This is a genomic window from Streptomyces sp. NPDC092045 (genome assembly GCF_044756005.1).
Lineage (GTDB): Bacteria > Actinomycetota > Actinomycetes > Streptomycetales > Streptomycetaceae > Streptomyces.
On the sequence record NZ_JBIVSC010000024.1, the window covers coordinates 66,835 to 78,300 of the forward strand.

Here is an 11,466-nt window from a genome sequence, read left to right on the forward strand (position 1 = left end):
GAAGGGCCGTGCATGATCCGTACGAGGTCGCTGGACTCCGATGGCTCCCGGCTCCGCCGGCTGGCCCCGCTCGCTCTTCCCGTCGCCTGGGGCGCGATGGCCGTGGCGTGGAGGTTCGCCTGTCCGCCGGCCAGGGAGCCGGGGCTGCCGATACGGATCGCCGCCGGCGTGGTCCTCCTCTCCGTCGGCATCGGACTCGTCCTCGGCGTCCGGCGCGGGCTCATACGCGAGCTGGCCCGGGCGCGGGCCGTCGCGGCCGCCACCCAGCGGGTGCTGCTGCGACCGCCGCCGGGCCGCATCGAAGGGCTGACCCTGGCCGCCGGACAGCTCTCCGCCTCCCGGGGCGCGTCCGTCGGCGGGGACCTGTACGAGGCGGTGGCCACCCCCCACGGGGTGCGGATCGTCGTCGGGGACGTCCGGGGCCACGGGCTCGCCGCGCTCGGCGCCGTGGTCGCGGTGCTCGGCAGCTTCCGCGAGGCCGCCCACGACGAGCTCGAACTCGCCGGAGTGCTGCGGAGGTTGGAGCGGGCGCTCGAACGGCACCTGCGGGAGCGGGCCCGCGACGAGCACCCGGCACGGGCCGGAACGGACCCCGAACACCCGGCGGCGGAGGAGTTCGTGACCCTGCTGCTCCTGGAGATCGGGCCCGACGGGCGGCTCTCCGTGTTCAACTGCGGCCACCCCGGCCCGTACCGCCTCGGCCGGAAGGCGGAGCGCCTTCCCGTGGGGGACCCGCTGCCCCCGCTCGGGGTGCTGCCGCTGCCCGCCGGCCTCGCGCCGTACACGGCGGCCCGGCTGCTGCCCGGCGAGACCCTCGTCCTGCACACCGACGGCGCGGAGGAGGCCCGGGACCACCGGGGCCGGTTCTTCGCGCTCGACTCCGCCCTCACCGGGCCGCCCGGCGAGGCGCCCGCGGCGCTCGTCCGCCGGGTCCACGCGGAGCTGCTGCGCCACACGGGCGGCCGGCCCGCCGACGACGTCGCGCTCCTCGTCGTGCGGAACGACCGGGCCAGGGTGCCGGCGCAGCCCGCCGAACCCGGGCTGCGCCGCCCCCGGCCCGCCCCCTCCTCCCACTGCTGAGAGGAGGGGCCGGGGCCGGCGCCGCCCGCCCCGCCACGGAGTGTCGGGCAGATCGGCGGGGCGGGCGGCGCGGACCGGGCGGCCGCACTGTACGAGGGGGAGCCGGCGGCCCGGTCGTCGCCTTGCGGCGAGAAGCACAGTCAACCGGGGCCGGGACGGGCGCGGCAGAGCACGCGGGCCGCGAGAACGGGTGCTTCGTTCACACCCCGTGCGAAAACCCCGCCGGAGGGTTCCGCCGGAGACCTCGATGCCCCTCCGCGCGTACACCCCGTGCACGCGATTCCCCCCGTACGGGGCCACTCCGCGCCACTTCGCCCCGTACGAAATCGGCCACCGCTACGCTGAGTTCACCGAGCGGACCGGAGCGGCCATGCAGCCCAACACCTTGCTCGACGCCCTGCTCGACGAAGCGGGCGTCTCGCACGCCGGCCTCGCCACCCGGGTGAACCGGGCCGGCCGGGCCAGGGGACTCGCCCTGCGCTACGAACACACCGCCGTGGCCCGCTGGTTGAAGGGCCAGCGGCCGCGCGGCCAGGTGCCCGACCTGATCTGCGAGGTGCTCGCCGCCCGGCTGCACCGGCAGGTGACCCTGGACGACATCGGCCTCGGAGTGCCGGGCGGCCCGGCCCCGGCGTCCGGTTCGCCGCTCTCCGGCTTCGTCGAGCGGGCCGCCGCCCTCTGGCGCTCCGACGAACAGCAGCGGGCGCACGTCGTCACCGCCCCCGCCCTGACCGGCACCCCCGCGGTGATCCCCGTGTGGGAGTGGGAGAACCCGCCGGAGGACACGGACGTCTCCCGCACCGGCCGGACCGCGGTCTCGGCCGCCGACATCGCCGTCCTGGTCGCCGCCCGGGCCCACTACGAGCAGATGTACCGCAAGGCCGGGGGCATCGCGACCCGGGCCAGGATCGTCGGCTTCCTCACCGCCGAGACGGCGCCGCTGCTCCGGGGCACGTACGGCGACGCCCTCGGGCGGCGGCTGCATCGCGCCGCCGGCGGCCTGGTGGCGGTGGCCGGGATCTGCGCCTACGACGCCGACGCGCACGGCCTGGCCCAGCGCTACTTCCACCAGGCGCTGCGGCTCGCGAAGGCGAGCGGGGACCGGGGGCTCGGCGCGTACGTGATCGCGCTCCTGGTCAACCAGTCGCTGTTCACGGGGGAGCACCGGCAGGCGGTGGCGTTCGCGGAGGCGGCGCTGCGGGCGGCCGGACCCCACATCACCCCGGCGCTCGCCGCCGACCTCACGGCGATGCAGGCGAAGGCGTACGCGCACCTGGGCGACCGCACGACCGCGCTCGCCTGCATCCGGCGGGCCGAGGCGGCGGCGGAGCGGATCAGTCCGGGCGAGGAGCCGGCCGAGACGGGCTATGTGCAGCCGGGGCTCGTCAACGTGCAGATCGCGGAGGCCCTGCTCGGTCTGGGCGACCTCCCGGCGGCCCACGAGCACGCCTCGGCGGCGGTCGGGGCGCCCTCGCACGACCGGGGGCGGGTGCACCGGCTCGCCATGCTGTGCCAGGTCCAGCTGCGGCGGGGGGAGGCCGACGGGGCGGCGCGCACGGCCGTGGAGATGACGGAGCTGGCGCGCGGGGTGGAGTCGCGGCGGCTGCGGGACCGGCTGCGGGAGGCGCGGGAGCACCTGCTCGCGAGCGGCGCGGCGGACGCGCGGGAGGCGGCGGACCTCATCGACGGGGCGCTGCGCGTTCCCCTCTGACCCGTTCTGGTCTTTACCGATCCCCTGCGGTCCTGTCCGATCCTCTCTGATCCCCTTCGGCCCGCACAGTGCTGCGATATTGCCACCGAACAAGCACCGATCAGTCGGAAGGTGGCAAGAACGTGCAGTGGACGAAACTGAGCGAACGCTCTGTCTATGAGAACCGTTGGTTCCGAGTGAACCTCGCGGACGTCGAACTCCCGGACGGCCGCCACCTGGACCACTATCTGATCCGGCTCCGTCCGGTCGCCGTCGCGACCGCCGTCAACGAGGCCGACGAAGTCCTGATGCTCTGGCGCCACCGCTTCATCACCGACAGCTGGGGCTGGGAACTGGCCGCCGGCGTGGTCGAGGACGGCGAGGACGTCGAGTCCGCCGCCGCCCGCGAGATGGAGGAGGAGACCGGCTGGCGGCCGGGGCCACTGCGCCACCTCCTCACCGTCGAGCCCTCCAACGGCCTCACCGACGCCCGCCACCACCTCTACTGGGCGGAGCGGGCCACCTACACCGGGCCGCCCGAGGACGCGTTCGAGTCCTCGCGGCGGGCCTGGATCCCGCTGAAGCAGATCCCCGGCATGATCGCCCGGGGCGAGGTCCCGGCCGCCAACATGGCCGCCGGTCTGCTGATGCTCCACCACCTGCGCCTCGGCTGAGCCGGAAGCGGCGACCGCGGGCGGAGAAAGGCCGGACGGCCCGTACCTGTGCGGGAGTACGGGCCGTCCGGGTGGTGCGGAGAGTGGTCTGTGAGGGGACGCGTCAGGCGTACGGGTAGAAGCCCGAGCCCGTCTTCCGGCCGAGCCGGCCCGCGTCCACCATGCGCTGGAGCAGCGGGGGAGCGGCGTACAGCGGCTCCTTGAACTCCGAGTACATCGAGTCGGCGATCGAGGCGATCGTGTCCAGGCCGATCAGGTCGGACAGCTTCAGCGGGCCCATCGGGTGGGCGCAGCCGAACTCCATGCCGTTGTCGATGTCCTCGCGGCTCGCGATGCCCGACTCGAACATCCGGATCGCGGAGAGCAGGTACGGCACGAGCAGTGCGTTCACCACGAAGCCGGAGCGGTCCTGGGCGCGGATCGCGTGCTTGCCGAGCGCCTTCTCGGCGAAGGCCTGGGCCCGGCTGATCGTGCCCTCGGAGGTGGTGAGGGCCGGGATCAGCTCGACGAGCTTCTGCACCGGGGCCGGGTTGAAGAAGTGGATGCCGATGACCTGGTCGGGGCGGGAGGTCGCCACGGCCAGCTTCACCAGCGGGATGGAGGAGGTGTTCGAGGCCAGGATGGCGTCCGGCCGGGTCATCACCTGGTCGAGGACCTGGAAGATCTCGGTCTTGACCTGCTCGTTCTCCACCACGGCCTCGATGACGAGGTCGCGGTCGGCGAACTCGCCCAGGTCGGTGGTGAAGCTGAGGCGCGCGAGCGTAGAGTCCCGCTCCTCCTCGCTGATCTTGCCGCGTTCGGCGGCCTTCGCCAGCGAGTTGTAGAGCCGCGTGCGGCCGATCTCCAGCGCCTCGCCGGTGGTCTCGGCGACCTTCACCTCAAGGCCGCTCCGGGCGCACACCTCCGCGATGCCCGCGCCCATCTGGCCGCAGCCGACCACTCCGACGCGCTCAATGTCGGCCATGGAGTCCGTCACCTCGTGCCTTTCGCTCTTCTGCCGGCGGCGGGTCCGTGCGATTCCGGTGCGTCCGCCTCGATCCCACGACGTTACCGCTCATTAACCGATGATCGATCGCCCGGAGCGTGGGCATGCTCTCCCGGTGAGTGTGACGTATCCGACAGAGGAGGGGTACAAGTGCGGCCTATCGGGAGAAGAGGGTTCGTCGCCGGAGCCACCGGAGCGGTGCTCGCCGTGACGGGAACGACAGGGCCGGCGGAGGCCGGGAGGCCCTCCGCCGCGGACCGGGGGCCCGTGGAGCCGGGCGCGGCACCCGGGGCGGGGAGCCGGGCGCGGGGCAGGCCGTACCGCCGCCGGGAGTTCCGCGGCATGTGGATGGCGACGGTCAACAACATCGACTGGCCCTCCCGGCCCGGTCTGACCGCCGCGCGGCAGCGCTCCGAGCTCCTCGTCCACCTCGACACGGCGGCCGAGCGGCGCCTCAACGCCGTGGTCCTCCAGGTCCGGCCGACCGCCGACGCCCTGTGGCCCTCGCCGTACGAGCCGTGGGCCGAGTGCCTCACCGGCACCCAGGGCCGCGACCCCGGCTGGGACCCGCTGGGCACGGCCGTCGCCGAGGCCCACGCGCGGGACCTCCAGCTGCACGCCTGGTTCAACCCGTACCGGGTGGCGAACCACACCGATCCGGCCCGGCTCGTCGCCTCCCACCCGGCGCGGCGGCACCCGGAGTGGGTGCTGCCCTACGGCGGGAAGCTCTACTACGACCCGGGCCTCCCCGAGGTCCGGCGCTTCGTCCAGGACGCCATGCTGGACGCGGTGCGCCGCTACGACGTCGACGCCGTGCACTGGGACGACTACTTCTATCCGTACCCGGTCGCCGGGCAGGTCTTCGCCGACGACGGGACGTACGCGCGCCACGGCGGCGGCTTCCCCGACAAGGCGTCCTGGCGGCGGCACAACACCGACCTGCTGGTCTCCGAGATGTCCGCCCGGATCAAGGAGGCCAGGCCGGGCGTGGCCTTCGGCGTGAGCCCCTTCGGGGTCTGGCGGAACGCCGCCACCGACCCGGAGGGCTCGGACACCGCCGCGGGCGTCCAGACCTACGACGACCTGTACGCCGACACCCGCAAGTGGGTGCGGGAGGGCTGGCTCGACCACGTCGTGCCGCAGGTCTACTGGCACATCGGCCTGGCCGCGGCGGACTACGCCAAGCTGCTGCCCTGGTGGGACGGGACGGTGCGGGGCACCGGCGTCGGCCTCTACGTCGGCGAGGCGCTCCACAAGGCGGGCGATCCCGCCCAGCCGGCCGCCTGGCAGGACCCGGAGGAGCTCTCGCGCCACCTGGAGCTGGCCAAGGGGTACGCCGGGGTCGGCGGCCACTGCTTCTTCTCGGCGAAGGAGGTCGCGCGGGACCGGATCGGGGCGATGGCCGCCGTGGTGGCCGACCACTACCCGACCAGGGTCCGTCCGCCGGGGTGACGGCCTCTCAGCCGGTCCCCGCCTCCGGGTGGTGGCGCACGACGGTGTCGGGGCCGGGCGACATCAGGGCCTCGTGTCCGTCGTCGTCGAACTTCACGCGGTACGGGGGAGTGCCGTTCTCCCCCAGTACCTGAAGGACCTCGGCCGTGCGGTCGTGGTGGCCGACGGTCCGTCCGTGCACCAGCAGTGTGTCGCCCACGCTCGCCTGCATCGGGGTGACCTCCTCGCGATCCGGCCCGTGCCGGTTCTCCGCTCTTCGGAGCCTCTGCTTGTCATTGTCGCCCTTTTCGTCCGCCTCCGTCGCGCCGGACTCCCTGATCACTCCGTCACTCCGTCACCCCGTCACCCGGTCACCCCGTCACTCGGTCACCCCATCACGACTTCGACCGCTGGGTGACCGCGATGCAGACCAGCACCGCGACCGCCGCGGCGGGGGCGGCCGGCGACAGGGTCTCGCCGAGCAGGGTGACGGACCAGACGAGGGTGAGGAGCGGCTGGGCGAGCTGGAGCTGGCTGGCCTTCGGGATGCCGATCGCGGCCATGCCCCGGTACCAGACGTACAGGCCGAAGAAGGTGGAGCCGAGGGCGACCCACAGCAGGCCGACGACGCCGTGGGCGTTGAGGCGGACCGGTTCCAGGGACAGGGCGACGGCCGAGGCGGCCAGCATCAGCGGCAGGCACAGGATCAGGGCCCAGCCGATCACCTGCCAGCCCGGCATCAGCGCGGCGAGCCGGCCGCCCTCGGTGTAGCCGGCCGCGCACACGAGCAGCGCCCCGAAGAGGTACAGGTCGCCGGTGGAGAGCGACCCGCCGCTCTCCCCGAGCGTGAAGCCGAGCACCACCACGGCGCCGGAGACGGCCGCGATCCAGAAGGTGCGGGAGGGGCGCCGGCCCGTCCGCAGGGCCGCGAAGGCCGCCGTGGTGAGCGGCAGGAGGCCCACCACCACGGCGGCGTGGGAGGTGGTGGAGGTCCGCAGGGCCAGGCTCGTCAGGAGCGGGAAGCCGACGACGACCCCGCCGCCGACCACCGCGAGCCCCGCCCAGTGGCGCCGCTCCGGCAGCGGCACCCGGCCGACGAGCAGGAAGACCCCGGCGACGAGCGCGGCGAGGGTGGACCGCACGGCCACCAGCGACCAGGGGCCGAAGCTCTCCAGGCCCCAGACGGTCGACGGGAAGGTGAGCGAGAACGCGACGACGCCGAGCCCGGCGAGCAGGGTGCCGCGGGGCCGGGGATCGGAGGCGGGCGTCCGGGCCGGGGCGGCGGTTCCAGCCGGGGAACCGGGCGCGGAGGCGTCGCGAGCGGTCGCGTGTCCGGCGCCGGTCCGGGAGGTCCGGCGGGCGGTCGCGTGTCCGGTCTCGGACCGGAGGGTCCGGTGGGCGTTCGAGTGACCGGCGTCGGCGTCGGATTCGGTGCCGGAGGGGGCGGCCGTACGCCCGGTGCCGACGCCGGCGGTACGGGCGCCCGCGGTGGTCTCCGGGGCGGTGACCGCTATCGCGGTGGGGGCAGTAGCGCTATCCTGTGTCCTCATGTATGAGCGTAGCAGTGTCACGGAGCTGGCGGACATCCTGCGGAGGGAGCTCGACCGCTACTCTCCCGGTGGAAAGCTCCCGTCAAGCCGTGCGCTCGTCGAGCGCCACCACGTCTCCCCGGTCACCGTCACCCGCGCCCTCGCCCGGCTCGCCGCCGAGGGGCTCGTCGTCACCCGCCCCGGCGCCGGAGCCTTCCGCGCGGAGCCCCGCACCGCCGACCCGGTCACCGGCGACACCTCCTGGCAGGAGGTCGCCCTCAGCGCCGACACCGCCACCGGACTCGTGCCCCGGGCCGTCGACGCCTCCGGCGTCCTCGTCACCCTCTCCGCGCCCCCGACCGGCGTGATCGAGTTCAACGGCGGCTACCTCCACCCCTCCCTCCAGCCCGAGCGGGCCCTCGCCGCCGCCCTCGCCCGGGCCGGCCGCCGCCCCGGCGCCTGGGGCCGGCCGCCCGTCGACGGCCTGCCCGAACTGCGCGAGTGGTTCGCCCGGGAGATCGGCGGCGGCACCACCGCGGCCGAGGTCCTCGTCACCGCCGGCGGCCAGTCCGCGATCACCACCGCCCTGCACGCCCTCGCCACGCCCGGCACCCCCGTCCTCGTCGAGTCGCCCACCTACCCGGGCATGCTCGCCGTCGCCCGCGCCGCCGGGCTCCGGCCCGTCCCCGTCCCCGCCGACGCCGGGGGAGTCCGCCCCGAACTCCTCGAAGCCGCGTTCCGCGCCACCGGCGCCCGCGCCCTCGTCTGCCAGCCGCTCTTCCAGAACCCGACGGGGGCCGTCCTCGGACCGGAGCGGCGCCGGGAGGTCGTCCGGATCGCCCGCGCCGCCGGGGCCTTCGTCGTCGAGGACGACTTCGCCCGCCTCCTCGTCCACGAGGACGCCCCGCCGCTCCCCGAACCCCTCGCCGCCCAGGACCCGGACGGCGTCGTCGTCCACGTCCGCTCCCTCACCAAGCCCACCTCGCCCAGCCTCCGGGTCGGCGCCCTCGCCGCCCGCGGCCCCGTCCTGGAACGGCTGCGCGCCATCCAGGTCGTCGACAGCTTCTTCGTCCCCCGCCCCCTCCAGGAGGCCGCGCTCGAACTCGTCGGCTCCCCGGCCTGGCCCCGCCACCTCCGCGCCGTCTCCCAGGAGCTCAGGAGCCGCCGGGACGCCATGACCGGCGCCCTCGCCCGCCACCTCCCCGAACTCGCCCTGCCCCACGTGCCCCACGGCGGCCACCACCTCTGGCTGCGCCTCCCCGACGCCCTGCCCGAGGCCTCCCTCCACGCCACCGCCCTGCGCACCGGGGTCGCCGCGGCCCCCGGCCGCCCCTACTTCTGCGCCGAACCGCCCGCCGGGCACATCCGGCTGAGTTTCGCGGGTGTCGCGGGCCCCACGGAGATCGCGGAGGGCGTGCGCCGCCTGCGGACGGCGGTGGACGAACTCACCGCCTGACCCCGGGACCGGGCCGCCGGGCGCTCCGCCCGGCTCCCGGCCCCGCAACGTCACCCGACACATCCGCCTGACAAGGGCCCGCACTCCTGGAAGCCTGCGTCCATGACCGACAGCAGCCTCCCGCAGGACCCCGTCATGCACGGGGCGTACGAGATCTCGTCCGACCCCGCCCGGATCGACGCCGCCCGCGTCCACCACTGGATCTCCACCGACTCCTACTGGGCCCGGGGCCGACCTCGGGAGAAGCAGGACCGGGCCATCGCCGGCTCGCTCAACCTCGGCGCCTACCACCGCGAGACCGGCGAGATGAGCGCCTACGCGCGCGTCGTCACCGACTACGCCACCTTCGCCTGGCTCTGCGACGTCTACGTCGACCCCCCGGCCCGGGGCACCGGCCTCGGCACCGCGCTCGTCACCGCCGTCCGGGACCTCCTGGAGCCGCACGGGCTGAGCCGCATCATGCTCGCCACCGCCGACGCGCACGGCGTGTACGAGAAGGTGGGTTTCGCGCCACTGCAAAATCCGGACAAGTGGATGGCTCTCGGGCGGCAGTGAGGCGGACCCCCTCCGCCCCTCGAAACGACCCCTTGACCAGCGGCGCCCCCGGCCTCACGATCGCGGCCATGAGTCTTCGTGTGACGCTCGTCACGGCGGGACGCAGCTCCTCCCTCCTCGCCGAACGATTCGACGACGACCGGCCGCTCGACGAGGCCGGCTGGTACGAGGTGCAGCAGGCCGCGCCCGCGCTCATCCCGCTCGGCGCGGCCGAACTGCGCTACTGCTCCCCGACCCCGCGCAGCCGCGCCACCGGCACCGCCCTCGGCTACGCGCCCCTCGTCCAGCCCGCGCTGCGCGACTGCGACATGGGCCGCTGGCGCGGTCTGACCCTCGCCGAGGTCGCCGCCCTCGACCCGTTCGCCGTCGACGCCTGGCTCACCGACGCCCGCACCGCCCCGCACGGCGGCGAACCGCTCCTCGCCTTCATCACCCGGATAGGGAACTGGCTCGACACCCGCCCCGCCGAGGACGGCGCCATCGTCGCCGTCGCCGAGCCCTCCGTCGTACGGGCCGCCCTCGTGTACGCCCTGAAGGCGCCGCCCGCCACGTACTGGAACGTCGACGTCCGTCCCCTCTCCACCGTCACCCTCACCGGCCGCCCCGGCCTCTGGCACCTCCAGCTCGACGCGGTCCCGCGCTGACGGTCCCGCGCTGACGGCCCCGCGCGCCACCGGGACGGAGCGGGGTGTGCGGCGGAGGAGGGCGGCCCGGCCCCGCGACCGGCTAGCCTGAACCCACGATGAACCGTTTGAGCACGTCATGGGGCGCCTTCGCGCTGACCCGCCACCCCGAGGACCCGCGCGACCCGCTGCGCGCCTGGGACGCGTCCGACGAATACCTCCTGGGCCACCTGGCCGAGACCGGCACCGACCTCTCCGGCACCGTCGCCGTCCTCGGCGACCGCTGGGGCGCCCTCGTCACCGCCCTCCAGGCCGCGGGCCCCGGCGCACTCGTCCAGATCACCGACTCGTACCTCGGCGGGCGGGCGACCCGGACCAACCTCGCCCGCGCCGGCGCCGCCCCGGATGCCGTCCGGCTGCTCACCACCCAGGACCCGCCGCCCGAGCGGATCGACGTGCTCCTCGTCCGCGTCCCCAAGAGCCTCGCGCTCCTGGAGGACCAGCTGCACCGCCTCGCGCCCGCCGTCCACGAGGGCACCGTCGTCGTCGGCACCGGCATGGTCAAGGAGATCCACACCTCCACGCTGAAGCTCTTCGAGCGGATCCTCGGCCCCACCCGCACCTCCCTCGCGGTGAAGAAGGCCCGGCTGATCCACACCACCCCCGACCCCGCCGCCGCCCCCGGCCCGAACCCCTGGCCGCACCGGTACGCCCTCCCCGCCGACGCCCCCGCGTCCGGCCTCCCCGGCCGGACCGTCACCAACCACGCCGGCGTCTTCTGCGCCGACCGCCTCGACATCGGCACCCGGTTCCTCCTCGCGCACCTGCCCCGCGACCTCGGCCGGGCCCGCGTCGCGGACCTCGGCTGCGGCAACGGCGTGGTCGGCCTCGCGGTCGCCCTCGCCGAACCCGGGGCGGAGCTGGTCTTCACCGACGAGTCGCACCAGGCCGTCGCCTCGGCCCGGGAGAACTTCCGCGCCCACGCGGGCGACGGGCGCGCGGCCGAGTTCCTCGTCGGCGACGGGCTCGCGGACCTGGCGCCCGGCTCGGTGGACCTGGTCCTCAACAACCCGCCGTTCCACAGCCACCAGGCCACCACCGACCGCACCGCCCGCCGCATGTTCGCCGACGCCCGGCGCGCCCTGCGCCCCGGCGGCGAACTGTGGGTCGTCGGCAACCGGCACCTCGGCTACCACGTCGCCCTCCGCCGCATCTTCGGCAACGCCGAACTGGTCGCCAGCGACCCGAAGTTCGTGGTCCTGCGCGCGGTCCGCCCCTAGGGCGTGTGTCGAAAGTCCCGCCTGCCCGGCGGCGCCCGGCACGCACGCTCGCCGCGTTGTCGGGATCACCCCGATACCACCAGTATCGGGGCGACCCTCCGCCTTGCGATCGCACGCACCGGACACCGCCGGGCCTGCCCTCCGGGCAGACGGCGCTACTTTC

At 74.9% G+C, this 11,466-nt stretch carries 11 protein-coding genes; 8 read left to right on the forward strand and 3 right to left on the reverse strand.

Annotated elements, in window-relative coordinates; translation table 11 throughout:
• Positions 1-12: 12 nt before the first annotated feature.
• The 3 genes from ACIQKA_RS31685 to ACIQKA_RS31695 all read left to right on the forward strand — a co-directional run bounded on the left by ACIQKA_RS31685 (position 13) and on the right by ACIQKA_RS31695 (position 3,444).
• A complete protein-coding gene (locus ACIQKA_RS31685; RefSeq protein WP_402543069.1) occupies positions 13-1,080 on the forward strand; it encodes a PP2C family protein-serine/threonine phosphatase in 1,068 nt (355 codons plus the stop codon).
• Positions 1,081-1,450: 370 nt separating this feature from the next.
• Positions 1,451-2,791, forward strand: a complete 1,341-nt coding sequence (locus ACIQKA_RS31690; RefSeq protein WP_383158263.1) for a transcriptional regulator — start codon at positions 1,451-1,453, stop codon at positions 2,789-2,791.
• A gap of 122 nt (positions 2,792-2,913) precedes the next feature.
• Positions 2,914-3,444, forward strand: a complete 531-nt coding sequence (locus ACIQKA_RS31695; protein WP_383158265.1) for an NUDIX hydrolase — start codon at positions 2,914-2,916, stop codon at positions 3,442-3,444.
• 103 nt (positions 3,445-3,547) lie between these two features.
• Here the strand turns inward: ACIQKA_RS31695 and ACIQKA_RS31700 are convergent, their stop codons facing one another.
• Positions 3,548-4,408 (reverse strand): 3-hydroxybutyryl-CoA dehydrogenase, encoded by an 861-nt coding sequence (locus ACIQKA_RS31700; RefSeq protein WP_383158267.1) that lies wholly within the window; start codon positions 4,406-4,408, stop codon positions 3,548-3,550.
• 171 nt (positions 4,409-4,579) lie between these two features.
• Between ACIQKA_RS31700 and ACIQKA_RS31705 the strand changes: the two genes are divergently transcribed.
• Positions 4,580-5,881 carry a glycoside hydrolase family 10 protein gene (locus ACIQKA_RS31705; protein ID WP_402543070.1) on the forward strand — a complete coding sequence of 434 codons (1,302 nt, stop codon included), beginning with the start codon at positions 4,580-4,582 and terminating at the stop codon, positions 5,879-5,881.
• A gap of 7 nt (positions 5,882-5,888) precedes the next feature.
• Here the strand turns inward: ACIQKA_RS31705 and ACIQKA_RS31710 are convergent, their stop codons facing one another.
• Both ACIQKA_RS31710 and ACIQKA_RS31715 read right to left on the reverse strand, forming a co-directional pair.
• The gene (locus tag ACIQKA_RS31710) at positions 5,889-6,092 is read right to left on the reverse strand and encodes a DUF1918 domain-containing protein (protein WP_366377542.1); all 204 of its coding nucleotides are present in this window, start codon (positions 6,090-6,092) and stop codon (positions 5,889-5,891) included.
• Positions 6,093-6,255: 163 nt separating this feature from the next.
• Positions 6,256-7,410, reverse strand: a complete 1,155-nt coding sequence (locus ACIQKA_RS31715; protein WP_402543071.1) for an EamA family transporter — start codon at positions 7,408-7,410, stop codon at positions 6,256-6,258.
• Between ACIQKA_RS31715 and ACIQKA_RS31720 the strand changes: the two genes are divergently transcribed.
• From ACIQKA_RS31720 to ACIQKA_RS31735, 4 genes are all read left to right on the forward strand, one after another.
• Complete coding sequence (locus ACIQKA_RS31720) at positions 7,409-8,845, forward strand: PLP-dependent aminotransferase family protein (protein WP_402543072.1); 1,437 nt, start codon at positions 7,409-7,411, stop codon at positions 8,843-8,845. The two genes, ACIQKA_RS31715 and ACIQKA_RS31720, sit on opposite strands and share 2 nt — an antisense overlap.
• A gap of 102 nt (positions 8,846-8,947) precedes the next feature.
• Positions 8,948-9,400, forward strand: coding sequence for a GNAT family N-acetyltransferase (locus ACIQKA_RS31725; protein ID WP_383158275.1), 453 nt, complete (start codon positions 8,948-8,950; stop codon positions 9,398-9,400).
• Between the two features lie 68 nt (positions 9,401-9,468).
• Positions 9,469-10,044, forward strand: a complete 576-nt coding sequence (locus ACIQKA_RS31730; protein ID WP_383434328.1) for a histidine phosphatase family protein — start codon at positions 9,469-9,471, stop codon at positions 10,042-10,044.
• Positions 10,045-10,142: 98 nt separating this feature from the next.
• Entirely contained in the window at positions 10,143-11,303 is a 1,161-nt protein-coding gene (locus tag ACIQKA_RS31735; RefSeq protein ID WP_402543073.1) for a methyltransferase, read from the forward strand.
• The last annotated feature ends 163 nt before the right edge of the window (positions 11,304-11,466 follow it).

Excerpts from the sequence above, each read along its gene's own strand:
- ACIQKA_RS31710 (WP_366377542.1), bottom strand. The coding sequence starts at position 6,092 with ATGCAGGCGAGCGTGGGCGACACACTGCTGGTGCACGGACGGACCGTC.
- ACIQKA_RS31690 (WP_383158263.1), top strand. The coding sequence starts at position 1,451 with ATGCAGCCCAACACCTTGCTCGACGCCCTGCTCGACGAAGCGGGCGTC.
- ACIQKA_RS31730 (WP_383434328.1), top strand. The coding sequence starts at position 9,469 with ATGAGTCTTCGTGTGACGCTCGTCACGGCGGGACGCAGCTCCTCCCTC.
- ACIQKA_RS31715 (WP_402543071.1), bottom strand. The coding sequence starts at position 7,410 with ATGAGGACACAGGATAGCGCTACTGCCCCCACCGCGATAGCGGTCACC.
- ACIQKA_RS31725 (WP_383158275.1), top strand. The coding sequence starts at position 8,948 with ATGACCGACAGCAGCCTCCCGCAGGACCCCGTCATGCACGGGGCGTAC.
- ACIQKA_RS31700 (WP_383158267.1), bottom strand. The coding sequence starts at position 4,408 with ATGGCCGACATTGAGCGCGTCGGAGTGGTCGGCTGCGGCCAGATGGGC.
- ACIQKA_RS31720 (WP_402543072.1), top strand. The coding sequence starts at position 7,409 with ATGTATGAGCGTAGCAGTGTCACGGAGCTGGCGGACATCCTGCGGAGG.
- ACIQKA_RS31735 (WP_402543073.1), top strand. The coding sequence starts at position 10,143 with ATGAACCGTTTGAGCACGTCATGGGGCGCCTTCGCGCTGACCCGCCAC.
- ACIQKA_RS31685 (WP_402543069.1), top strand. The coding sequence starts at position 13 with ATGATCCGTACGAGGTCGCTGGACTCCGATGGCTCCCGGCTCCGCCGG.